The sequence below is a fragment of the Hoeflea sp. TYP-13 genome, from assembly GCF_040932035.1.
Lineage (GTDB): Bacteria > Pseudomonadota > Alphaproteobacteria > Rhizobiales > Rhizobiaceae > Hoeflea_A.
Genome location: NZ_JBFRBB010000003.1, coordinates 403,175 through 425,308 on the forward strand (window position 1 = coordinate 403,175; position 22,134 = coordinate 425,308).

At 56.4% G+C, this 22,134-nt stretch carries 22 protein-coding genes; 11 read left to right on the top strand and 11 right to left on the bottom strand.

Annotation, left to right across the window (positions count from 1 at the left end):
- Nucleotides 1–9: 9 nt before the first annotated feature.
- The 11 genes from ABVT35_RS18995 to ABVT35_RS19045 all read right to left on the bottom strand — a co-directional run bounded on the left by ABVT35_RS18995 (nucleotide 10) and on the right by ABVT35_RS19045 (nucleotide 8,675).
- Nucleotides 10–465, bottom strand: a complete 456-nt coding sequence (locus tag ABVT35_RS18995; protein ID WP_368468441.1) for a hydrogenase maturation protease — start codon at nucleotides 463–465, stop codon at nucleotides 10–12.
- A gap of 3 nt (nucleotides 466–468) precedes the next feature.
- The gene (locus tag ABVT35_RS19000; protein ID WP_368468442.1) at nucleotides 469–1,773 is read right to left on the bottom strand and encodes a Ni/Fe hydrogenase subunit alpha; all 1,305 of its coding nucleotides are present in this window, start codon (nucleotides 1,771–1,773) and stop codon (nucleotides 469–471) included.
- Nucleotides 1,763–2,542: an oxidoreductase gene (locus tag ABVT35_RS19005; protein ID WP_368468443.1), complete on the bottom strand. Its 780-nt coding sequence runs from the start codon at nucleotides 2,540–2,542 to the stop codon at nucleotides 1,763–1,765. Before ABVT35_RS19005 ends, ABVT35_RS19000 begins: the two co-directional genes overlap by 11 nt.
- A 1-nt stretch (nucleotide 2,543) precedes the next feature.
- Nucleotides 2,544–3,389 carry an FAD/NAD(P)-binding protein gene (locus tag ABVT35_RS19010; protein ID WP_368468444.1) on the bottom strand — a complete coding sequence of 282 codons (846 nt, stop codon included), beginning with the start codon at nucleotides 3,387–3,389 and terminating at the stop codon, nucleotides 2,544–2,546.
- Nucleotides 3,382–3,849 carry a cyclic nucleotide-binding domain-containing protein gene (locus ABVT35_RS19015; RefSeq protein WP_368468445.1) on the bottom strand — a complete coding sequence of 156 codons (468 nt, stop codon included), beginning with the start codon at nucleotides 3,847–3,849 and terminating at the stop codon, nucleotides 3,382–3,384. Before ABVT35_RS19015 ends, ABVT35_RS19010 begins: the two co-directional genes overlap by 8 nt.
- A complete protein-coding gene (locus tag ABVT35_RS19020) occupies nucleotides 3,839–4,978 on the bottom strand; it encodes a 4Fe-4S dicluster domain-containing protein (RefSeq protein WP_368468446.1) in 1,140 nt (379 codons plus the stop codon). Before ABVT35_RS19020 ends, ABVT35_RS19015 begins: the two co-directional genes overlap by 11 nt.
- A 262-nt stretch (nucleotides 4,979–5,240) precedes the next feature.
- Complete coding sequence (locus ABVT35_RS19025; protein ID WP_368468447.1) at nucleotides 5,241–5,930, bottom strand: aquaporin; 690 nt, start codon at nucleotides 5,928–5,930, stop codon at nucleotides 5,241–5,243.
- A 74-nt stretch (nucleotides 5,931–6,004) separates the two neighbouring features.
- Entirely contained in the window at nucleotides 6,005–6,190 is a 186-nt protein-coding gene (locus tag ABVT35_RS19030; RefSeq protein WP_368468448.1) for a hypothetical protein, read from the bottom strand.
- Nucleotides 6,191–6,727: 537 nt separating this feature from the next.
- Complete coding sequence (locus ABVT35_RS19035) at nucleotides 6,728–7,858, bottom strand: WD40 repeat domain-containing protein (protein WP_368468449.1); 1,131 nt, start codon at nucleotides 7,856–7,858, stop codon at nucleotides 6,728–6,730.
- A gap of 15 nt (nucleotides 7,859–7,873) precedes the next feature.
- Complete coding sequence (locus tag ABVT35_RS19040; protein ID WP_368468450.1) at nucleotides 7,874–8,194, bottom strand: hypothetical protein; 321 nt, start codon at nucleotides 8,192–8,194, stop codon at nucleotides 7,874–7,876.
- A gap of 22 nt (nucleotides 8,195–8,216) precedes the next feature.
- Complete coding sequence (locus ABVT35_RS19045; RefSeq protein WP_368468451.1) at nucleotides 8,217–8,675, bottom strand: hypothetical protein; 459 nt, start codon at nucleotides 8,673–8,675, stop codon at nucleotides 8,217–8,219.
- Between the two features lie 529 nt (nucleotides 8,676–9,204).
- Here ABVT35_RS19045 and ABVT35_RS19050 point away from each other — a divergent pair.
- The 11 genes from ABVT35_RS19050 to ABVT35_RS19100 all read left to right on the top strand — a co-directional run bounded on the left by ABVT35_RS19050 (nucleotide 9,205) and on the right by ABVT35_RS19100 (nucleotide 21,616).
- A complete protein-coding gene (locus tag ABVT35_RS19050; protein ID WP_368468452.1) occupies nucleotides 9,205–10,872 on the top strand; it encodes an aromatic/alkene/methane monooxygenase hydroxylase/oxygenase subunit alpha in 1,668 nt (555 codons plus the stop codon).
- 103 nt (nucleotides 10,873–10,975) lie between these two features.
- The gene (locus ABVT35_RS19055; RefSeq protein ID WP_368468856.1) at nucleotides 10,976–12,043 is read left to right on the top strand and encodes an NADH:ubiquinone reductase (Na(+)-transporting) subunit F; all 1,068 of its coding nucleotides are present in this window, start codon (nucleotides 10,976–10,978) and stop codon (nucleotides 12,041–12,043) included.
- A gap of 41 nt (nucleotides 12,044–12,084) precedes the next feature.
- Entirely contained in the window at nucleotides 12,085–13,143 is a 1,059-nt protein-coding gene (locus tag ABVT35_RS19060; RefSeq protein WP_368468453.1) for an aromatic/alkene monooxygenase hydroxylase subunit beta, read from the top strand.
- 18 nt (nucleotides 13,144–13,161) lie between these two features.
- On the top strand, nucleotides 13,162–13,530 hold the full coding sequence (locus ABVT35_RS19065; protein WP_368468454.1) for an MmoB/DmpM family protein: 369 nt from the start codon (nucleotides 13,162–13,164) through the stop codon (nucleotides 13,528–13,530).
- A gap of 108 nt (nucleotides 13,531–13,638) precedes the next feature.
- A complete protein-coding gene (locus ABVT35_RS19070) occupies nucleotides 13,639–14,661 on the top strand; it encodes an amidohydrolase family protein (protein WP_368468456.1) in 1,023 nt (340 codons plus the stop codon).
- Nucleotides 14,662–14,666: 5 nt separating this feature from the next.
- Nucleotides 14,667–15,464 (top strand): metal-sulfur cluster assembly factor, encoded by a 798-nt coding sequence (locus ABVT35_RS19075; RefSeq protein ID WP_368468458.1) that lies wholly within the window; start codon nucleotides 14,667–14,669, stop codon nucleotides 15,462–15,464.
- 83 nt (nucleotides 15,465–15,547) lie between these two features.
- Nucleotides 15,548–17,182, top strand: coding sequence for a molecular chaperone GroEL (locus tag ABVT35_RS19080; RefSeq protein WP_368468460.1), 1,635 nt, complete (start codon nucleotides 15,548–15,550; stop codon nucleotides 17,180–17,182).
- A 40-nt stretch (nucleotides 17,183–17,222) separates the two neighbouring features.
- The gene (locus ABVT35_RS19085; RefSeq protein ID WP_368468462.1) at nucleotides 17,223–18,266 is read left to right on the top strand and encodes an NAD(P)-dependent alcohol dehydrogenase; all 1,044 of its coding nucleotides are present in this window, start codon (nucleotides 17,223–17,225) and stop codon (nucleotides 18,264–18,266) included.
- A 116-nt stretch (nucleotides 18,267–18,382) separates the two neighbouring features.
- Nucleotides 18,383–18,778, top strand: a complete 396-nt coding sequence (locus ABVT35_RS19090; protein WP_368468464.1) for a VOC family protein — start codon at nucleotides 18,383–18,385, stop codon at nucleotides 18,776–18,778.
- 200 nt (nucleotides 18,779–18,978) lie between these two features.
- On the top strand, nucleotides 18,979–19,449 hold the full coding sequence (locus tag ABVT35_RS19095) for a hypothetical protein (protein ID WP_368468466.1): 471 nt from the start codon (nucleotides 18,979–18,981) through the stop codon (nucleotides 19,447–19,449).
- A gap of 100 nt (nucleotides 19,450–19,549) precedes the next feature.
- Nucleotides 19,550–21,616 (top strand): sigma-54-dependent Fis family transcriptional regulator, encoded by a 2,067-nt coding sequence (locus ABVT35_RS19100; protein ID WP_368468468.1) that lies wholly within the window; start codon nucleotides 19,550–19,552, stop codon nucleotides 21,614–21,616.
- The last annotated feature ends 518 nt before the right edge of the window (nucleotides 21,617–22,134 follow it).

Genomic DNA, 22,134 nt, shown 5'->3' on the forward strand with positions numbered 1-22,134 from the left:
GCTCCGAAATCAGTCGAGCTGCAGCTGTCTCGATAAATCTGAAACCAGTGAAGTGACGGCCCTGCGGACCGGCTCCGACATCACGTCGGCCATGCCGAAATTTTTGCCTTCGATGGCAAAAATCGTGCAGCTTTTCGGCATCGTGCCCATCACCCTGGCAAGTGCAATAGCCTCCGCAACGCCAAAGCCGTGGCAGGAAATACTCCCCTGATAAGGCTCCGTACGACCGGCATCGAGGCAATGAAGCGTGCCCGCAGGTGCTCCGGATTTGCAGGCATCGACAATGATGACGTTGTCCCGCTCGCAAAGGTGCTCGACCAAACCGGTGCAAGCGCCGGTGATGGCTTCAAGATCGATCCGGGAGCCCGCCCGGCTGCCGATCTGTTCGATGACGAGCGGGCCGGCGGCATCGTCCCCGCACTGCGGATTGCCTACCCCGATGACAAGTGGCCTTTCCCGTTGCATCCGTCACCCCCGGTCTATTTCGAGCTTGAGGAAGTGCGTGGCGCAGGAAATACAGGGATCGTAGTTGCGGATTGTCTGTTCGCAGCGCAGCCGGATTTCGTCTTCGGGCTGGTCCAGAATGTCGCCGATAAAACTGGAAAGGTCCTCCTCTATGGACGGCTGGTTCTGCGATGTCGGCGGAACGATTTGAGCCTCGGCGATGGTTCCATTCGCCTCCAGGCGGTAGCGGTGGAACAGCAGGCCGCGCGGCGCTTCGGTTGCAGCGTAGCCGGTTGAGCTGCGCGGCTCGTAGGCGACACACGGCGCGTCCGGCTCCTGATATGCATCGATAATGCGCAGCGCCTCGTCGACCGCATAAAGGATTTCGACGGCCCGTACGATGATGCTCCTGTAAGGATTCTTGCAACTCGGTCCCAGACCGGCGTCCTTTGCCGCCTGCCTGGCCATCTCGCTCAGTCGTTCATGATTGAGGTTGTACCTTGCAAGCGGTCCACACAGATAAGACGAGCCATCAGTCATGAACCCCTGCAGTGCGTTGGAGTGGGCAACATGCTCTTCGCGAAAGTGCCGGTTGAAATCGCCGACGTCTATATCCAGTCCGCCGGAAGATGCAATCCGGCCCTCATTCATGGGATATTCGGCATCATGCAGCAGCGAAACGAAATTGTAGTCCCTTTCATGATCAGGAAAGTCGAAGCCGGAAGTCCATTTCACCAGATTGAGCGCGTGTTCGCGGGCCGCTTTGAGGGTTTCGGTCAAGGGAGCGAAGTCCCTTTTGCGGGGAACCTTGTAGAAGCCGCCGACACGAATATTGATCGGATGGATTTCACGGCCGCCGATAAATGCAACGATCGCATTGCCGGCCTTTTTGAGATCGAGCGCCATCCTGACGGCATCCTGGTGTCCCGCTGCGGCCATGTCGAATGCGCCATCGAAACCCAGAAAATCCGGGGCATGCAGCATGGCCACATGCAGGGTGTGGCTCTCGATCCACTCGCCGCAATAAACGAGACGGCGCAGATCCCGCAGCGGTCCGCCAACCTTTATGCCGAACGCATCCTCCATGGCATGGACGGCGCTCATTTGATAGGCGATCGGACAGATCCCGCAGATCCGTGCCGTGATATCCGGCGCCTCGCTGTAGGCGCGGCCGCGCAAAAACGCCTCGAAGAAACGCGGCGGTTCGAATATGCGAAACTGCGTCCCGACGATCTCGCCGTCGCGGATAACGACCTTGAAAGCACCTTCGCCCTCCACCCGGGCGAGCAGGTCGACCTTGATCGTTCTGGAGCCAGATTCATCCGCCATGACGTGAGGCCTCTTTCCGGAATGCCGGTGCATTGGTGTTGAATGTGCTGAACAGCCTTTGAATGGTTTGCTTGTCCGCTCCAATCCCGCTTAGCTGACTGGTCAGGGAAACGGTATTTGGTGTCTCCTTGGGTCCGAAACAACCGTAGCAGCCGCGGTCGTAGCCCGGGCACAGGGCGCCGCAGCCAGCATGAGTCACCGGTCCGAGGCACGGTGTGCCATGCGCGACCATAACACAAACATGTCCCGCCAATTTGCATTCAACACAGGTAGCATGGGGAGGCGTTGCCGGTCGGCGGCCGACGAGGTGCGCCGTGATGACCTCGATCAGTTGCGCCTTGTTGATGGGGCAACCGCGCAGTTCGAAATCCACCTTTACGTGGTCGGCAATCGGTGTCGATGTCTCGAGAGTGTCGATGAAGTCAGGCCGGGCATAGACGACGGAGGTATATTCGGCGACATCCGCCAGGTTCCGTAAAGCCTGAATGCCGCCGGAGGTGGCGCAGGCTCCGATGGTGATCAGTTTCCCCGTCCGGCGCCTGATATCTAGTATGTGTTCGGCCTCGTGCGGCGTCGTGACCGATCCCTCCACCAGCGCAATATCGTATTCGCCCTTGTCGTCCGCACGTGTTGCTTCCGGAAAATAGGCGATCTCCACCGCGCCTGCGATGGCCAGCAACTCGTCCTCGCAATCGAGCAGGCTGAGTTGACAGCCGTCGCAGGAAGAGAATTTGAACACGCCGAGTCTCGGCTTTTTGCGTGGCGTCATTTCACAGCTCCTTGACCGCCATGAGCGGGCGCAGAAAGTCGTGCGTGAATACCGGGCCGTCCTTGCACACGAAGACAGGCCCCATTTGGCAGTGGCCGCACAAACCGATCGCACATTGCATGTTGCGTTCCATGGAAAGAAAGATCCTGTCGCCGGAAATACCTTCCTCGCGAAGCCTGTTGGCGGCAAATCGCATCATGATTTCCGGACCGCAGATCATTGCAACGGTATCATCGGGATCAAATTCGACCCGGTTGATGAGTTTCGTCACGACACCGACACGCCCGTGCCAGTCGCCGCCCGCATGGTCGACCGTCACCTCGACCTGCATGTCGAAGCGGCTGCGCCAGGATTCCAGTTCCGACAGGAACAGAATGTCCTTCGGGCTGCGGGTTCCGTAGAGCAGCGCCACGGAACCGTATCGCCCGCGTTCGGCCAGAAGGCTGTAGAGCACCGGCCGCACGGGAGCCAGGCCCAGGCCGCCTGCCACGATGAGCACGTCCTGGCCCTTTGCCGCCTGCATCGGCCATCCCACCCCATAAGGGCCTCGCACTCCCAGATATGCGTCCACCGGCAATTCAGTCAGAGCTCTGGAAACCGGGCCGACCGCCCGGATGGTATGCACGATCTTTGTTGTGTCGGTCGGATGTCCCGAGAAGCTGATGGGCACCTCGCCGACGCCGAATACGCTGAGCATGTTGAACTGGCCGGGCTGAAATCCGCCCCATGTGCCGGCTTCCAGACAAAGGTCCAGTGTCCACACATCAGGTCCGTCCTGGCGCTTTGCGGCAACGCGCGCCAATTGCGGTACCATCGGATCGGTTTCGGCCGATGCAGTGTTAGCCATGGTTTCCATAGACATCGAGCAATTGCAGCCGGGTGGCGTGGAGACGGTCGACAAGAACGGGCACGAGACGCTTCATGACCTCGTAGCCAAGATGGTGATCGTTTTCGCACTTGTTTCTGAGACATGCGGCGTCGATTGCGATCGCCCGCACAAGGTTGATGGCACGCGCATCGTATGTCCACCGGTAAGGGGGAAACAGCCAGGAAAGGCCGACCGATTCGCCCGGGCCGACGGTAAGGAAGGACAGGTTTCCCTGTCCCGGCGTCGCTACGCTCAGGCCCACTTCGCCGTGCCGGATGAGATAGAGTACGTCCGCCGCATCGCCCTCATGGGCCAGATAGACTCCGGCTTCGAAACGCGCATTTTTCGCGCAACCTGTCACCAGTTCTAAAAAGCCGGCATCGAGGCCTTTAAAAAGGGGATGCCCGGCGATGAATTTGGTAAGGCCTTCAATCTCCATGATTTCCACCCGTATTGAAATCGGATAAGCGCAGCGCAGCCGCTTCCTCGGTGATGTCGATGCCGACGGGACACCAGGTGATACAGCGGCCGCAACCCACGCAACCGGAAGTTCCGAACTGGTCGTGCCAGGTTCCAAGCTTGTGCGTCATCCATTGCCGATAGCGCGATTGGCCGCTCTGCCGGACTGCGCCGCCGTGTATGTGGGAAAAATCGATAGTGAAGCAGGAGCCCCAGCGTTGCTCCCGCACTGTCTCGGAGCCGTCCAGCGCGCTTTTATCTTCCACACTCGTGCAAAAGCAGGTTGGACAAACCATCGTGCAGTTTGCACAGGAAAGGCAGCGGTCAGAAACATCCTCCCACCGTGGGTGATCGGGGCTGCCTTTTACGAGCTCCGGCAATCCTTCGGTCTCGATCGACCGGCTTATGGACGCGGCCGTTTTTTTGACGATCGCAGCGGCTTTTGAGCATTCGGCATCGGAAGCGGGTCTTGAGGGCAGACGCTCAAGCTTTTTTTGGCCTTTGCTGCTGCCGGCCTCGGCGAGGAAACCCGAATTCTTGCCAGTCGAAATCTCGGTCAGCACCAGATCGTAGCCGCTCTCGGCCTTGGGGCCTGTGCCCATCGAGGCACAAAAACAGGTTCTGGCGGATCGTGCGCAGTTCACCGCCACGAGAAATGCCCGTTCGCGCCGCGCCTGATAATTAGGATCCGTGTAGGGCTCGCCGCCAAACACGGTGTCCTGAATTGCTATGGCCTGCAATTCGCAGGCGCGCACGCCAATGAAGGCATATTTTTCCTGCGCGGGCGGTTCCGTCAGGATCTCGGGCTTTCCATCTGTTTTTTGCATCCGCCACAGTGGCTGGTGCGGTGGATGCAGGAACTTTTTCCACGATTGCGGGCCGACGACATAGCCGAAATAGGCGTCGCCCTCGCGGTGAAGGCGATAATGGCCTCCATCCTGTTCGTCGATCCAGCCGCGGGGAAGTTCGTCCGTGCCGTGCAACTCATCGTAAACGATCGCACCGTCCCGCAGTTGCGGGCCGACAACGCAGTAACCGTCGTCCCCAAGGAGACCGATAAGTGCATCCAATCCGGAAATATTCAGATAAACAGGCTGGTCCGATTTCAAGGCACTTCCTCGGAACTTCGAACACTGATTGAGGCTGAACTTAATGTATTTTTGCAAGCATGAATTGTTTTGGATCAATGTTCAATACAGGGACACAATGAATGTCCCAACCGGGTTGATCCACCGCCGAGTTCTTCAAAAAGCAAAACTGGAGGTCTGCGACTTAGTCTGACAGGAGCATTGAAACCAATTGGACACTGCGATCAGGGCAATCGGTGTGACGATTCGTCAGCATAATGCCCTGATCGCTCTTCAATCCGGATCAGGCAGCAACCGTGTCCGTTGCCGGCGTGCTCGTTACACCGGCGCGGAACACAAAACCTGCCGCACCAGCACCAAGGCAGGGCGCGACAATATAGAGCCACAGTTGCGACAGCGCCTCCGGTCCGGCAAAGAGAGCCGGCCCGAGAGACCGCGCCGGATTGACCGACGATCCCGAAACGGCGATTCCGGCGAGATGGATCGCAACAAGCGTCAGCCCGATCGCAAGGCCGGCAATCGGGCCGGCACCAACCTTCTGCGTTGCTCCGAGAATGACTGTGACAAACAGGAACGTTGCGACGAGCTCGAACAAAAAAGCGGAGATCATGGTGTAGGCCGTCCAGCCGTTTTGCGCGAAGCCGTTTGCGGCAACGTCATAGCCTTCGGCCTTGCCTTGAGCGATGACATACAGCATTGCCGCCGCAATGGTCGCACCTGCCAACTGCGCAACCACATAGCCAATGAAGGTGTTTGCGGAAATTCTTCCGGCGACGAGAGCCCCCAGACTGACAGCCGGGTTCAGATGAGCGCCTGAAATGTGACCTATCGAATAGGCCATTGCGATGACCGTCAGGCCAAACGCAAAGGACACGCCCAATAGGCCGATCTCCTCGCGCATGAAAATGATTGCTGCGCATCCGAAAAAGACAAGCGCAAACGTCCCGATAAGTTCTGCGGCATATTTCTGCATGTAGATTTCTCCCTGAGATATCATTTGGTTAGATACGGTTTATTCCGGCACCGTCTCAAAACCGGGTTCTGTGTTTAGTGTTTGTTTTCCTCTTGATGTGGTTTGTTGGGTTCGCCTTCGTAGATCCAGCGGGCGGCAAGCACGAAGGCTCCGGTGGCAAAATCTTTGCCGTGTGAAGCCACCATTTCGTCTCCGATGGCGGCGATCCGTCTAAAGAACGCGTCCTTGCTTTTTTCTTCATCGGTGAGCTGCGTTTCCATCGCTCATCTCCCTATTTGCTGCAGGTCTCTTGAACATACGGATTGGGAATTCGGCCGCGGCGGCCCCACCGTTTATGGTCCCGGCCGCCGGGAAGATTCCGTGACTGGACGAGGAAAGCGCCGGGTTTCCGGAACTATCGTTCCGACGCGGCAGCATTTGTCCCTGAGTACGTCCTGAATTGTCCTTCGGGTGTCTTTCATGCAGTGTTATTGCAACGACCAAAGCAGCAGCTGTTGGTTGTAGGCCAGCCATCCGACATATGATGTTGCGCTCAGTCCTGCGATATTGAGAGTAAGGTTGATTGCATGTTTGATCGTCATTGTTCTCTAGTCCTTCTGTTGTCCTCCTGATACGGCTGGTTCGTCTCGTTTTTGGTATTCAACGGGCGGCAACAACGTGGGCTTCAATGACAAATTTCCTGCCGCACGATGCCGCCACTTCCTCTCAAATTGCGGCGATCCGGCTGAAGAAGGCGTCTTTGCTCTTTTCTTCCTCGGTGAGCTGCGTTTCCATCAGCATTTCCTCCGTTCTGCATTTCATTTGAACATGCCGATCGGAAACTCGACCAAGGCGAATTTTCCGTTTGACATCCCGACCGCCAAAAAGGATCCGTTGTCCGACCATGACAGGCTGGAAATGCCGGCGTCGTCGTTTTGGCGAAGCAGCATTTCATCCTGGCTGCCGATCTTCGTGAGGCACAAAAGTCCGTTTGCGTAGCCAACGGCGAGCAGGTCTCTGTCCGGGCTTGCCGCTATGCTGTCCACCGCGACAAAACCGGGTTTTCCGGATGTAACGGCGGCGCAACTGTCGCTGTCGGTCAACGGATGTTCGAGTGACCAGGCAACGGCCCGATAGGCACCTGATGTGGCGACTATATTTGCAGGCTTGCTGAAGGCGATTGATTTCACCGCCGTCGGATAGTCTTCAAAGTTCCTTGCCTGATTGTTTTTCAGATCGATCAGGCAAAATCCGCCGGACGCAAAGGTGTATGCGATCCATTTCCCATCTGCACTCCAACGCACTTTGGCAGGTGCAGAGTTCAGGGTTTTCTTTTGTGATTTGAACAACTTTCCGGACATGTCCCAGATGGAGACGCCGTCGTCATGCGTGGCGGCTATGTGCTGTCCGTCGGGTGAAAAGGCGAGGTTGTTTATCGTCTGCTTCGTTTCAATTTCGCAGCTCGGCTCGCCGAGGTCCCACTGGGCAATCTGAATGAGATTTCCGGCTGCACAGGCGTAGCTGGCATTATTGGGCGAGGCTGAGATTGCGGAAATTGCCTTGTCCATCGCATGCCCCGAAGACAGCAAATCTCCTTGCGGCGTCAGCGCGGAGAGGTTTCCTTCCGAATCTCCGAAAAGGAAGTTGCTTTCGCCAAGCGGCACCACCGGTGTAGTGCGGCGCTTAATGCCTTTGACCTCCAACAGCGGCGGCACCGGTCCTCCGCGGCGCTGAATGGTCTGCCGGCCCGTATCGATCGCATTGCGCACTCGGGCCGTAGGCGAATCGTCATCTGCGGTCTCGGCCAGGGCGATGGAACCGTCTTCACACGAAGCTGCAACAGTGCCACAGCCGCGATTGAAGACGGCTCCATCCACCGGGGAGGAGAGGGTCCATTCCCTGGCAAGCAGATCAAACAATTGAGGCGGTCTTGCATTGGCGAAATTCATCACGGTGTCTCCCGATCATTCCTTCAGGTCTGCGATTTCAGACACAATTGCAGTCATGCGTTGTTCCAGGTCTTCAATGCGCTGTTCGGCCGCTCTCAGGTCCAGTTTTGTGAGCCGCTCCTGCTCGTACAGGTCGGCCAATGTGCTTTCCGCGTCCTTGGAACCGGGCGTTTCAGCCATGTCGCGCTCTGCGGTCAGAACCTCAATCTCGACCCCGCTCGCCCGCTGCCTGGCAAAAAGCAGTCTCGCGTTCTCCTCGCTCAGCGCCGCCACGATTTCCTGATGTTTGCGCTGCAGGTTTTGTGCCCTTGAAGGGTTGTTGAAAGCCGTTCCCATGTCAGATCTCTTTCCGGTGCGATCATTTTTTCCGGTTGTTGGCAGCCTTCTCTTCCAATTGAAGTAACAGCTCTGGAAAATCGCGGGCCTGCGCCTGAAAGTTCTCCTCTGCCGCAGTGATGTACCTGGACAATGCGTCCCAGATATCGGTGCGAAACACGCTGGTTTTATCGCCCAGCAAATCCTCGAATTCGCGCAGGCGGAATTGTCTTGAAAGGGCAACTCCGGTGAACACGAACTCACGCAGTTCGGCTGCATGCGTATCGATAAACGCCTGCAGCAGCCCGTGGTTCTTGCGGGTGACACCGTGTGCGTTCAGCTCACTTTCGATGAATTCCTGGAAGTGCCGGTTCACCACATGCTGGCTTTCGCCCAGGAACTGCATCGAAAAGATGATGTCGTCGTCTGCGCGCGCAATGATTTTGCCGGCGAGCCCGGTGTCTGTTTTCCAGTTGTTCGGCAATTTCTGATCCTGAGACATTTCGCGTGTATTCTTCTATTCACGGTCGTCAGCGAGTATTTCCCAGCATCAACGGCGGTATACTTGCGACAATTCTCAGGGACGATACATTGGAAATTCCGGTGCCGTTCAAAAAACGAAAATTGTAACATTCCGTTCCAGCCGGACACTTTGCTGTAACCTTCCTTTACAGTTTATTTTTGGGTTTGAATTCGCCGAAATCCTTCCATTAAAGTTCAGCCAATCAGAAGAAGTTCTGCTGCCTGATTGCAGCGACACAAGAACAAAGGAAGGGAGACCGGATTGTGCAGGCCATGGTGCCTTACGATCCCGGGAGGCGAACTGACAGGCGGCCAAACGGCCAACGCAGTTGCATCAAGTTCTCTGACCTTTGCCGTAGCAAACGAGGCCAAAAGCCATTCACGGTTGCGCGTTATGTGCGTGCCGCCGAATGCCCTTTGCTGCCTCACGATCACCGCGGAGGAGGGCACGTGACTTGCGTATTGGTTCGATCTCTTCCGCTTGGCTCATTTTGAAAAGGTGAACGGCAATGTCGTCATTGACACTGAATAAAATTACCTCGCAGCGGGGCATTCCCGTTGGTGAAGCGACCAAGAAGATTGCTGATCTCGGCTGGAACCCGTCCTATGTCCAGGAGGCAATGACCTACCCGACGGACTACAAGATCTCCAAGGCGCCAAGGGATCCGATGAAGCAGGTCCTGCGGTCCTATTTCTCCATGCAGGAAGAAAAGGACAACCGCGTCTACGGCGCGCTCGACGCCGCACTGCGCGGTGACATGTTCCGCAATGTCGAACCGCGCTGGGTGGAATGGATGAAGCTGTTTCTGGCCATCATCCCGTTCCCGGAAATCTCGGCCGCACGGTCGATGGCAATGGTTAGCCGCCTGGCACCGGGCGAGGATCTTCGCACCGGTTTTACCATGCAGATGGTGGACGAATTCCGTCACTCGACCATCCAGATGAACCTGAAGAAATGGTACATGGAAAACTATATCGACCCGGCCGGGTTCGATATCACCGAAGAGGCCTTCGGCAAGTGTTATGCGACCACCATCGGTCGCCAGTTCGGTGAGGGATTTATCACCGGTGATGCCATGACTTCGGCCTGCATGTATCTGACGGTCGTTGCAGAAACCGCATTCACCAATACGCTGTTCGTTGCAATGCCGTCTGAAGCCGCCCGCAATGGCGATTATGCGCTGCCGACCGTATTCCTTTCAGTGCAGTCGGATGAAAGCCGGCACATCGGCAACGGGCACTCGCTGATGATGGCCGCGCTCAAGGACCCGGACAATCACCAGCTGATTGAACGGGACATGAAATATGCCTTCTGGCAGAACCACGCCATCGTCGATGCAGCCATCGGTACTTTCATCGAATACGGCACCACAAACCGCGACAAGGACAAGGAATCCTACGCGGAAATGTGGCACCGCTGGATCCACGAAGACTACTACCGCACCTACATGCTGCCGATGGAAAAATACGGCATCAAGATCCACCACGACGATGTCACGGAGGCCTGGAACCGGATCACCCAGAAGCACTATGTCCACAAGGTCGGACAGTTCTTCGCCGTCGGCTGGCCGGTTAATTTCTGGCGCATCGAAGCGCAGACCGAGAAGGATTTCGAGTGGTTCGAGCACAAATATCCGGGCTGGTACGACGAATTCGGCGAATTCTGGAAGTGGTATGCCAAGCTGAGCAAACCCGGCCAGAAGGTGGTGACGTTCAACGAGGAAGTTGGCTACGTCTATCCGCATCGCTGCTGGAGCTGTCTGGTTCCGTGTCTTATCCGCGAGGACATCGTTGTCGATGAAATCGACGGCCAGCTCCACACCTTTGCCCACGAGATCGACCGCTGGACCGCCGTCGAAGCGTTCTCTGACGAATATCAGGGTCGCCCGACACCGGCCATGGGGCGCTTCTCAGGCAAGCGTGAGTGGGAATCCGTCTATCACGGCTGGGACCTGGCGGACGCCATCACGGATCTGAACTTTGTTCGCTCCGACGGCAAGACGCTGATCCCGCAGCCGCACCTGCGGTTCGACGACCGGGACATGTGGACGCTTGACGACGTACGTGGTCACACCCTGCAGTCGCCCCTGACGCTGCTGCGCGAAATGTCGCCAAGTGAACGCGATGCTCATCTGGCCGAGTATCGCGCCGGCTTCACGATCAATCCCTGCAACTGATCCTTGAAGCATCTGCAAGAGCCGGAGTTGTCTCCGGCTCTTGCAAAGAGACCGGTCGCCCGAGGGGAACCGGATTGCGGAAGAGTGGGAAGGTCCGAAAATGATGAGCGAAACATATACTGTGCGCCTGGAGCCGGTCGGTGTCGAATTCGACGTCGAAAATGATGAGACAATACTGGATGCCGCGTTTCGCCAGGGAATAACGCTGCCGCACGGTTGCAAGGAAGGGCAGTGTTCTGCCTGCAAATGCAATCTTGTCGAAGGAGAAGTCGACCTTCTCAAATACTCAACCTTCGCGCTGAACGATGCCGAGCGTGATCAGGGCGGCATTCTGCTGTGCCGTTCGATGGCACTGGACGATATCGAAGTGGAGCTTCTGAATTATGACGAGGAGCTTCTTTCCAGGTCCATTGCGGTAAGGGACTATGTCGGCAAGATCGCCCTGGTCGACCAGCTGACACACGATATCCGGGCAATCGAGATAGAGCTCGACGCACCCCTGAAGTTCTGGGCTGGACAATATGTCGACATCACGGTCACAACGCAAAAAGGGAAGACGATTACACGTTCGTTTTCCATGGCAAATACGCCGGACCAAGCCGAAAGGCTCAAATTCATCATCAAAAAATACCCGGACGGAGAGTTCTCAGGAGCGCTCGATTCGGGAGGAATCGAAGTCGGTGCAGACGTCCAGATCCGTGGACCATTCGGAACCTGCCTGTACAGAGAAGAACGGGAAGGGCCCATCGTCCTAGTTGCCGCCGGCTCCGGGATGTCGCCGATCTGGTCGATCCTCCACGAGCACATCAACAGCGGTGAGGAAAGGCCTGTCTATTTCTTCTATGGCGCGAGAACGCAAGCGGATCTGTTTTATCTGGACAAGATCAAAGAGATAACCCAGGCGCATCCGAACATTAATTTCATACCGGTTCTGTCGCATGCGGATGACGACAAGAGCTGGACGGGCGAGCGAGGGTTTGTCCACGAGGTTGTCGACGCCGAGCTGACCCGCCTCGATATTGACGGGGAAGGCGATGTCTATGCCTGCGGGCCGCCTCCCATGATCGATGCGCTAACCCCGGTTCTGTTCATGCAGGACTTCGATCCGGACCGCATCTTCTACGACAAATTCATACCCTCGAACGCTTCGAATACCGCCGGTGATCACTAGCCGGCCGGGAGGAAACCCAATGTCGCAAAAAGGAGACAAACATGCCTGCAATTTCAAGCTCTGTCGGATCCGGTGCAGCCGGCGCCGCCCAGTTCGTGGACTCGGAGAGCCGAAGGTACCGGTACTTCGATCCGAAGGGAAAGCGAGCGACACATTACGAAGATGTGACGGTCGACGTCCAACCCGATCCTGAACGCTACCTTCTGCAAGACTGGATCATCTCGTTCCCGAATGGCGAGGGTGCCTATGTCAAGGATTCCACCCAGGCCAAAAGTTCGAACTGGCACGCATTCCGCGCACCTGATCAGGAGTGGGAACGCACGCATTACCAGCGCCAGTCGCGAATTGAGGTCATGATCCAGAGCGTCATTGCAAATGCCCGCAAGGCAGGCGCTCACAAGGAATTCGACGGCGCCTGGAACAAAATCCTGCAAACCCATCTCGGCGCCTGGAAACACGCTGAGTTCGGTCTCGGTTCTGCGCTCATGCAGGCGCAGCGCGGCGGCTATACGCAGATGATCAACAATGCGACGCTGACCAACTCGTCGTACAAGATCCGGCTGTCCCAGGATATCACGCTTTATCTCGCCGAAATCGGAATGGATATCGACGGTTGGGACGACGAGCGCGGCAAGCAGGCCTGGCTGGAAGACGATATCTGGCAAGGCACGCGTGAAGCGATCGAATCCATCATGGGAACGAACGACTATCTCGAGCAGTATTTTGCTACAAACATTTTGTTCGAGCCGCTGGTCGGTGAACTGTTCCGCTCCGGCTTCCTCATGCAGGCCGCCGCCGCGAACAACGATTTCATCACACCCCCGGTCATCTCTGCGGCGGAAGCCGACTATGAGCGTAACCTCGCAAACACCATCGAGCTCAGCTACATGCTGGTCGCCGACGAGAAATTCGGCGAGCACAACCGCGGACTTCTGCAAAGCTGGATAACCAAGCATGGCGACCTTGCGGACAAGGCCGCAAAAGCCCTGCAGCCGATCTGGTCGCAACCGCATTCGAAGCCGGTCTCATTCGTGGATAGCCGGGCAAAATCCGAAGAGAGAGTTCAGAAAATACTGGGTGAACTCGGCCTGAAACGCTGAGGCCGGAAAGGAAACACTATGTCTACTACTGCACGTGATGCATCCAAGGCCAACATCTTCAAATCAATGAAGGATATCAAGCTCGAATCGACCATCTCGCACCAATGCGGTGTGACCATGAGCGACTCGGTCGAGGCCCGCGCGATTGCCGAATTCATGGACGAGAAAGAGGGCATTACGGTGACCTACAATCCGGCCCTTATCCGGATCGACGGCAGCGGCAAGCTCATCTTCAAGATGGACGAGATCAGTGAATATCTCGGCCGCGAAATGACGGCGGAAATTTTTGAGGTCAACACCTCAACCCATTACGGCCGCATGGTCCGGGTGGATGACAACACCGTCATCCTGTTCGGCGATATGGACGAAGTGATGGAATACATCTGAGCGATGCGAAGAGCCGGGCGCGGCCTTCGCGCCCGGACAATCAATCAACATCTGTCGTGATGGTCAGTCTGTCCATTGCGGTCGGCGCAAAAGACAAAGAGGTCTGTGATGTACATTACACCCGAGGGAAAAGAAATATTCGTGGTCGACGGACATACGCACTTTTGGGATGGAAGTCCGGAAAACCAGAGAAACATTCACGGCAAGCAGTTCATCGACTGTTTTTATGCCTATCACACCGCCCTGAGCCCGGAAGACCAGCTTTGGGAAAAGACGAAATTCGAAAAGTATTCGGCGGATGATCTTTATCGCGACCTGTTTGTCGACGGCCCGGATGACGTCGCCATTGTCCAGTCGACCTATCTGCGTGACTTTTACAAGAACGGTTTCAACACCATCGAGCGAAACCATTCTGCCGCCGAGAAATATCCGGACCGCTTTATCGTCAACGGCGCCTTTGATCCCCGAGACGGTGAAAAGGCGCTCGAATATATCCACTACATGAAGGAAACCTACGACATTCAGGGCGTAAAGCTTTACACGGCCGAATGGAATGGCGACTCGAAGGGATGGAAGCTGAACGATCCGGCAGCGTACAAATGTTTCGAATTGTGCGACAAGCTCGGAATCAAGAACATCCACGTCCACAAGGGCCCGACGATCATCCCGCTGAACAAGGATGCTTTCGATGTTCATGACGTGGACTATGCGGCCACCGATTTCCAGAACCTGAACTGGATTATCGAACATTGCGGCCAGCCGCGCATTGACGATTTCTGCTGGATCGCCGTTCAGGAAAACAATGTCTATGGCGGCCTGGCCGTTGTGCTGCCCTTTATTCATTCACGGCCGCGCTATTTCGGTGAAATGATCGCTGAACTTTTATTCTGGGTCGGCGAAGACAATCTGCTTTTCGGCTCCGACTATGCGATCTGGACACCGCGATGGCTTGTCGAGAAATTCTGGGCTTACGAAATTCCGGAGGATATTGCGAAGGAGCGGGGCGTCGAACTCACACCCGAGATCAAGGAGAAAATCCTGGGACTGAATGCCGCTGCCCTCTACAATATCGATGTCGGTGCCAAGAAAGCCGCGTTCGCCTCGTCACCGCTGACGGTAGCGGCGGAGTAAAGGCGATGATCTCCGTCTCAGCCGTACGACCAAGCAAGCGCGAAGTCTGGGAACGTCTCGACCTTGTCATGGATCCCGAGCTCGACGAACCGATAACTGAAATGGGTTTTGTCGAGGACGTGGTGATCGGCGATGACGGGGGTGTCGAGGTGACTTTCAGGCTGCCCACCTACTGGTGTTCGCCCAACTTCGCTTTCCTCATGGCCGAAGGAATTCGGCGTGAGGTAAGCGAGATACCCTGGGTTGCCGCAGTAAGGGTTCGGCTGGAAGATCACATGGCGGCGGACGAAATGAATGCCGCCGTCAACGAGGGACGCGATTTTGCCGATGTGTTTGCGGGTCTGACCGATGGAGGCGATCTTGGAGACCTGCGGGAAAAATTCGACGGCAAGGCGTTTCAACGAAGGCAGGAAACCGTCATCAACGTCCTGTTGAAAAACGGTTACCTGTCCCGTGACCTCGTCCGGATGACACTGGCCGAACTCGACATGATCAATCTCGATGACCCCGACTGGGATCGCGCGAGATTGCGGTATGTCGATTTGCTGGTCTCCAAGGCGATCGCCAGGTTCCCGCTGGATCTTGCGTTCCAGACATATGACGGTGTGCCGATAGCACAAGACGGTTTCAGCAAACATATGGAAACCTTGCGGGGTGTTCGCCTCAATATGGAATTCAGTGGTGCATTGTGCCGGGGTCTGAAGAAAACCCGGTACAAGGAAGTCGCGAACTGCGACGGCGAACCGACGCTGGTGGACTTTATTCTCGACCGTGTCCCTGAACCTGCGGAGCAGGGCCGATGACCTAGCTCCGGTTCTCTACACAGCAACACAACCCCTTCAACCACACAGATTGCGTCGACTTCCCAGGACGCAGGGAGAGAGCTATGCCCAAATTACTCGTACACAACGCCGAAGCCCGCAACGCATTGGCCCGCGGTGTCCAGAGCCTGGCAGCGGCCGTGGAGCCGACGCTTGGCCCCAAAGGCTTGAACGCCATGATCGACCGTCCCGTCGGCACGCCGCTGATCAGCAGGGACGGGGTCTCGATCGCCTCGGAGATCGAACTATTCGACCGTTTCGAGAATATGGGTGCCCAGGTCGTCCGTGAAGTCTCCATGCAGACCAACGATGTCGCCGGCGACGGTACAACCACATCCATCGTTCTGGCGAACGGCCTCATTCAGGCAGGTGTTCCGTTGATCGAAAAGGGCGTCAAAGCCGTCGATCTCTGCAAGGGAATATCCCTGGCCATTGAATACACTGTGAAAACACTGCGGGCGACGGCCATGTCGGTTGCTGACGACCACGACCTGCTGGACTCGGTTGCGCGCATTGCCGCGTCTGATGCCGAACTCGGTGCGCTGGTCACCGAAGCCTTCGGTTGTGTCGGACCGGAAGGCATCATCACAACGGACTACGGCATCACGACACAATCTACCCTTGAAGTCGTCGAGGGAATGTCCTTCGACCGCGGATATATCTCCCATCACATGGTCACCGACCAGGAAAAGATGCGGGCGGTCATCGAGAACCCGTACATTATTCTCACGGATATCAAGACAACGTCCCCCGAGCAGCTTGTTACCGCAAAGCGCATCGCAGACGAAGACAATCGGCCCTTGGTGATCATATCCGAGGAAACCTCGCCGGAAGTGCTTGTTACGCTTCTGGGCAATGACGGACCGGGAAAGTACCTGGTTGTTCATCCGCCGGAATTCGGCCAGTGGCGCAAGGCCATGATGGAAGATCTCGCCATCCTGACCGGAGGACAGGTGCTTGCGCGGGACCTTGGCCATCGCCTTGAAGATATAACACGCGAGCAGCTGGGGCAGGCGGAACGGGTCGAGGCAACGGCCAGCGACACCTCGATCATTCGTGGAGCCGGCGACCCGCAGCTGGTGGCCGCTCGGCGCGCGCAGGTGCAGCGCCAGTATGATGTTGCCCCGCCCAACATTGAGCAGGACAAGCTGCAGGAACGCCTTGCCAAATTGTGCGGCGGCACAGCAATCATCCTTGCCGGTGGTGTCACGCCTGTGGAGCAGAAACGGACAATCCAGTTGATCGAAGATTCGCTGAATGCCGTCAGGGCGGCATTCGAGGACGGTGTTCTGTGTGGCGGTGGCGTTGCGCTGACCCGCGCGGCACCTTCGCTTGACAGCCTTTGCGAGGAGGTCGAGGGCGATGTTCGACAGGGGGTTTTACTCGTGCAGTCGGTGTTGACGACGCCGCTGATGCGCATCGCGTTCAACGCCGGAGCAGAAGTCAACGAGGTTGTCGGCAAAGTGGGAGACCTGAAGGGCAATGTCGGCTTCAACGCCTCCACGGGCGCCTATGAAGACCTGGTTGCCGCCGGCATTGTCGACCCGGCCCGTGTGACCTGTTCGGCGCTGATGAATGCGGCTTCGGTCGCAACACTGATCCTGACGACGGAAACCCTGATCGGAGACCTTGCCGAGGACGAAGACCCCACCGCCGGACCGGCGCTTGGAGGTGGAGCCGAAAAACTCGGGCGGCAATGAGCAACGCTGATATCAGGTCTCACAATGAAAGGGCAGAAAAATGAAAGCCGCTAGACTGTACGAATATGATCCTGCGATGAACGTCCAGCTCCAGATAGAGGACGTTCGGCCGCCGACAATCAACGGGCCTGACGATGTGATCGTGAAGGTCGGCGCGGCCGGTCTGTGCCGAACCGATCTCCACATCATCGAGGGTGTGTGGAAGGACATCATGGACGAGGGCGGCAATCTGCTCCCGTACATCATGGGCCATGAAAATGCCGGCTGGGTGGAAGACGTGGGCAGCAACGTCAAGTCGGTCAAGCCGGGCGATGCAGTGATCTGCCACCCGCACCGGACCTGCGGGATCTGCCTCAACTGCCGGTATGGCGAGGACATGCATTGTGAAAACAGCCTCTTCCCGGGGCTTGGCCTCGACGGCGGTTTTGCGGAGTATTTTCTGACCAGCGAACGCTCCCTGATCAAGCTCAATCCAAACGTCACACCGCTCGATGTCGCTCCGATGGCCGACGCCGGCATCACCGCGTACAGAGCTGCCAAGAAAGCGGCAAAATTGCTGAGGCCCGGCGCCTACTGTGTGATTGTGGGGGTCGGAGGGCTCGGGCATATCGCATTGCAGTGCCTGCGCGAGATTTCAGGATGCCGCATCATTGCGGTTGACCGGGAACCCGCAGCGCAGGTCCTGTGCAAGGAGCTTGGTGCCGATTTTGTTCTTGATGGCGGGCCGAACGTGATCGAGGAAGTCCGGGAGATAACCGGCGGCGGTGCCCAGGTCGTCATCGACTTTGTTGGCGAGCTCGGCGTTGAAAATATCTGCTGGCAGATGGTTCGCCAGGGCGGCCAGATGTTCGTCGTCGGCTATGGCGGCAAGGTTGAAGTGCCGACCGTCCATCTGGTGATCGAGGAAATCAATGTCGGCGGCAGCCTGGTGGGCAATTACACCGAACTGGTTGAGCTCATGGAGCTCAATGCCGACGGCAAGGTGAAGATGCACTACACGCAATACAGCCTCGACGACATCAACACCGCACTCGATGACTTCAAGAACCGCAAATTTACCGGCAGGGGCGTCATCGTACCGTGACCTAATCTCGAAGCGGCCGGATATGAAGGTTCATTCCGGTCGCGTTTGCGCCTGCCGAAATAAGAAGCGTGCTGTGCTGTTTTGGCGTCGGGAATCTATCAGATCAGGAGATTGCAGTGCCTAAGCCCATTCACACAATGATCCGCGTGCTGGATGAGAATCGCTCGGTGAAATTTTACCAGGATGCGTTCTCGATGATTGTCGAGGACCGTTTCGAATTCGACAGTTTCACGCTGATCTACCTGCGAACGCAGGATTCGAGCTTTGAGCTGGAGCTCACGATCAACAAGGGGCGGACTGAGCCCTACGATCTTGGAGACGGATACGGGCATATCGCTCTCGTCACCGAGGATCTGGCGGGTGATCATTCAAGGTTGACCGATCTCGGGCTGGAGCCGCGGGATATTGTTGAATTCGAGCGCGACGGAGCTTTGTTGGCCAAGTTCTTTTTCGTACAGGATCCCGACGGTTACCAGATCGAGGTTCTCCAAAAACACGGCCGATACCGGTAATTTTGTCATCGTTTTTTCGGTTTAAGCGGTTTGGATCGAAAACCACCGGATAAAACGCGTCAGGGCGGCAATCCGGTCTCAACAGCGCATTGTGTAACTAATCGTTACAGCAAGAAAGCCGCAACAGCCTGTGCGGCACGAAGTTTGGGGCAGTTTACACATCAATGTATACTGCGCTGATCAGTGGAGATTGGAACTTGGTGCATATTATTTCAAAACGGGATGGACCGCGCCGCGAGGACGTGAAGGCGAAACGCCTCATTCAGCAAAACTGGGGCACGATCGAGAAACTCGCCGATCAAATCAGTGGCGGCTCCTATTCGGCATCGAAGGTAAAGAAGCCGGAGCCCAAACCCGAAGGGTTGATCATCAATGTTCCGGCATCCAAACGGACCGCCGATGAACCCGATCCGCATCTACGCATCAGCAATAATGGCCGGGTCATTATCATGGACTTGAAATCCGGCCTGCAACTGGACTTTCTGGGGCAGATCGGCCGGCGGGACAATAAGGTTGTCTTCATCCTGGCAACCAGGAAAAACGGTTTCATATCACCGCTCAAGGATGAGCTGTATGATCAGCTTCACGATTTGGAAGGAGCCGCCATTACAACGGAGTTTTCAGAGAACGACCTGCTTGAGGAACTGAAAAAGAGACTTGATCTCGCATAAATATATTGCCGCTCGCGACGGGCACGTTTTGGGCTGAAGCCCGAACAAGCAAACCAATACCGGGAAAACCGGATGTCGCGCGCGGATTTTGAGGGAACCCATGGGCTATACGAACCGTCAGAGTGGAGGCTCTGGCCTACAATCTGCATATGATATTCAGGATGTTAGCCTGCGGTCGACTTCTCACGCCCGCGAAAAGTTCCTGTCCAACCGCAATGCTCCCAGCCTGCCTGTCACCGGCGTGCGGTCCCTCATTTACCAGTCATGGCTGCGCAGCGATTTAAAGGGAATTGAAGCCGAGCAGTTCGGAGCTCCGATTATTGAATCGAGAGACCGGGTAAAGGAGCTGCGATACGAAAACAACCAGCTGTGCCGCGCGGCCCGCGGTTCCTTCGCTCAAATCGGCAAGATGCTGAAAGACGCGGAAATGATGCTGGTCCTGACCGACCGCAACGGCACCGTCATGGAGACCGTCGGCGACAGGTCCACGCTCGAGCGGGGGAGAAAAATCAATCTTGACGTCGGCGGCCTCTGGAGCGAGGACGCATCCGGAACAAATGGCATCGGAACCGCTTTATGGGCCGGAAAACCGGTCTTTGTGCACGGTACGGAGCATTTTTGCGAGGGCATGAACTCGTGGAGTTGCGCTGCCGCGCCCATCCGTGATCCCATGGATCAAAGCATCATTGGCGTCATCGATCTTTCCGGGCTGACGACCATATTTCAAAAACACAATGCGGCTTTTGCCGCCGCTGCCGCCGGAGAAATATTTGCGGCCCTTGCGCACGAGCAGGATGCCGAACGCATGCGTTTGTTCGAGGCGGTGTTGAGCGACCTGCCGCCAGGAGGCCTGGACGGTGAGGCGCTGGTCCTGGTCGATCGATCAGGCCGGCTTGTCTATTCCCAGGATCTTGGGGCAACCGATTATTTCATGGAAAACGGGACTGGGGTGCGTCATGGCCAGAGGTTCTTTGATATCTCGGTCGACATGTCGCAGGACGAGATTTCGGCCGTATTGCCACCTCAGCTCGAATGCAAGGATATCCGGCATCTTGAATTCGACGGCGAGGTTAAGGGCGCTGCCTTTATAATCCCGACTAAATATTCGCAGCAGCGCCGGCAGATGGACCCGGCCAGATTGTCGGAACCTGTTGTGTTGAGCACCGGCTGGAGCGGCAAAATAAGGGGCGAGATAGTCGGGAAAAGCGAGCCATTTTTGGAAGCTCTTGATGTTGCCCATAGAATTGCACATGTGAACACACCCACTCTGATCGAAGGGGAAACCGGTGCCGGCAAGGAGATGTTTGCGCGGTTCATTCATTCCAGAATGGGGCCCGTCGATGACAACCCCTTCGTTTCGATAAACTGCAGTGCCGTTCCCCGCGAATTGTTCGGCGGCGATCCGACCGGCGAACGGCAGCGCACGGAGGGAGTTTACGGCGATACCGAAAATCAGACGTCCGATATCTCCGATAGTGTCAATGCCGGTGTTCTTTGTCTTGATAAAATCGGCGAGCTGTCGTTGGAACTGCAGCCACGTCTGCTGCGCGTTATAGAAGAACGGATGGTTTCCGGCTATTTGCGGCAACAGGGTCTGTCGTCCGGTTTCCGGCTGATCTCGCTCTCCAGCCGGAATCTGTCGGAGGAAGTTCAGGCCGGCCGCTTCAAGAAAGACCTCTATTACAGAATTGGCGCCATGGTCCTGAGTGTGCCGCCGCTAAGGGTTCGCGGCGAGGATATCCTGCTGATTGCCGATCACCTCAATGCTGAAATCAGCGACAAGATGGGTGCCGATCCCCTGGTTCTGGGCTCTGACATTCAGGACATTCTGATGGCCTATTCATGGCCCGGAAATGTGCGTGAGCTGCGCAACCTGATTGCACAATTGCATTGCCTGGCTAAGGGGCGGCATATTGTTAAGGATGATCTTCCCCGAGCCATTGTGGATTCAGTCGAGATACCTGCCTCATCAGGCAGTCCTGACGAGGCGGGACAGTTGCGACTGGGTGGAACATTGGCTCTCAAGAAAGCGGAAGAGGCGCTAATTCTGCAGGCTATCACCGAGCATGGCGGTAATCTCAGCAAAACAGCCGAAGCGCTTGGCATATCCAGGCCAACACTTTACCGGAAAATGAAAATCTACGCGATTGAGCGCAAGGGCGAGTAATCAGAAGACGCTTGTAGAGACAGTGGCACTATTTCCAAAGATCGGGTTCCTTGAGGATTCTGGAGAACGCTTTTTGCCATTCTGCGGATACTGGAAATCAGTGGACGGGGTTCACGCTAGTTTTCTTTCAGCCATGGTCAAGCATTGGAGTGCGATAGGCCAGTGCGTTAAATTCGCGAAAACGCCTAACACGATCTTTGGCTTCCAACGGGTTCTGGCCGACGTAAAACAATCGCTGTTGTCGCCTACCTCGTTCTAAACAGCTTTATTTGGCTGTCCTTGCCTCAAACACAAAAACAGCAATATTTTCAGTCTGGGGTTTCAGGCGGTAGCGGTTTCCCGCTACCAGGTCTTTCAAATAAATTCAGTGGCCTGAGCTGATGGTGGTGTTGGCTTGCGGGTCTGCGTCAGCGATTTTGCGAAATTTTGCGGCAAGATAGCGTGCCGGATCGGCAAGCTCCTGAATCCTGGGCAGGATCAAGCCTGTCCTGTGCTGCTTTTCCACGTTTCGACTAGGC

Excerpts from the sequence above, each read along its gene's own strand:
- ABVT35_RS18995 (WP_368468441.1), bottom strand. The coding sequence starts at position 465 with ATGCAACGGGAAAGGCCACTTGTCATCGGGGTAGGCAATCCGCAGTGC.
- ABVT35_RS19000 (WP_368468442.1), bottom strand. The coding sequence starts at position 1,773 with ATGGCGGATGAATCTGGCTCCAGAACGATCAAGGTCGACCTGCTCGCC.
- ABVT35_RS19005 (WP_368468443.1), bottom strand. The coding sequence starts at position 2,542 with ATGACGCCACGCAAAAAGCCGAGACTCGGCGTGTTCAAATTCTCTTCC.
- ABVT35_RS19010 (WP_368468444.1), bottom strand. The coding sequence starts at position 3,389 with ATGGCTAACACTGCATCGGCCGAAACCGATCCGATGGTACCGCAATTG.
- ABVT35_RS19015 (WP_368468445.1), bottom strand. The coding sequence starts at position 3,849 with ATGGAGATTGAAGGCCTTACCAAATTCATCGCCGGGCATCCCCTTTTT.
- ABVT35_RS19025 (WP_368468447.1), bottom strand. The coding sequence starts at position 5,930 with ATGCAGAAATATGCCGCAGAACTTATCGGGACGTTTGCGCTTGTCTTT.
- ABVT35_RS19030 (WP_368468448.1), bottom strand. The coding sequence starts at position 6,190 with ATGGAAACGCAGCTCACCGATGAAGAAAAAAGCAAGGACGCGTTCTTT.
- ABVT35_RS19035 (WP_368468449.1), bottom strand. The coding sequence starts at position 7,858 with ATGAATTTCGCCAATGCAAGACCGCCTCAATTGTTTGATCTGCTTGCC.
- ABVT35_RS19040 (WP_368468450.1), bottom strand. The coding sequence starts at position 8,194 with ATGGGAACGGCTTTCAACAACCCTTCAAGGGCACAAAACCTGCAGCGC.
- ABVT35_RS19045 (WP_368468451.1), bottom strand. The coding sequence starts at position 8,675 with ATGTCTCAGGATCAGAAATTGCCGAACAACTGGAAAACAGACACCGGG.
- ABVT35_RS19050 (WP_368468452.1), top strand. The coding sequence starts at position 9,205 with ATGTCGTCATTGACACTGAATAAAATTACCTCGCAGCGGGGCATTCCC.
- ABVT35_RS19055 (WP_368468856.1), top strand. The coding sequence starts at position 10,976 with ATGAGCGAAACATATACTGTGCGCCTGGAGCCGGTCGGTGTCGAATTC.
- ABVT35_RS19060 (WP_368468453.1), top strand. The coding sequence starts at position 12,085 with ATGCCTGCAATTTCAAGCTCTGTCGGATCCGGTGCAGCCGGCGCCGCC.
- ABVT35_RS19065 (WP_368468454.1), top strand. The coding sequence starts at position 13,162 with ATGTCTACTACTGCACGTGATGCATCCAAGGCCAACATCTTCAAATCA.
- ABVT35_RS19070 (WP_368468456.1), top strand. The coding sequence starts at position 13,639 with ATGTACATTACACCCGAGGGAAAAGAAATATTCGTGGTCGACGGACAT.
- ABVT35_RS19075 (WP_368468458.1), top strand. The coding sequence starts at position 14,667 with ATGATCTCCGTCTCAGCCGTACGACCAAGCAAGCGCGAAGTCTGGGAA.
- ABVT35_RS19080 (WP_368468460.1), top strand. The coding sequence starts at position 15,548 with ATGCCCAAATTACTCGTACACAACGCCGAAGCCCGCAACGCATTGGCC.
- ABVT35_RS19085 (WP_368468462.1), top strand. The coding sequence starts at position 17,223 with ATGAAAGCCGCTAGACTGTACGAATATGATCCTGCGATGAACGTCCAG.
- ABVT35_RS19100 (WP_368468468.1), top strand. The coding sequence starts at position 19,550 with ATGGGCTATACGAACCGTCAGAGTGGAGGCTCTGGCCTACAATCTGCA.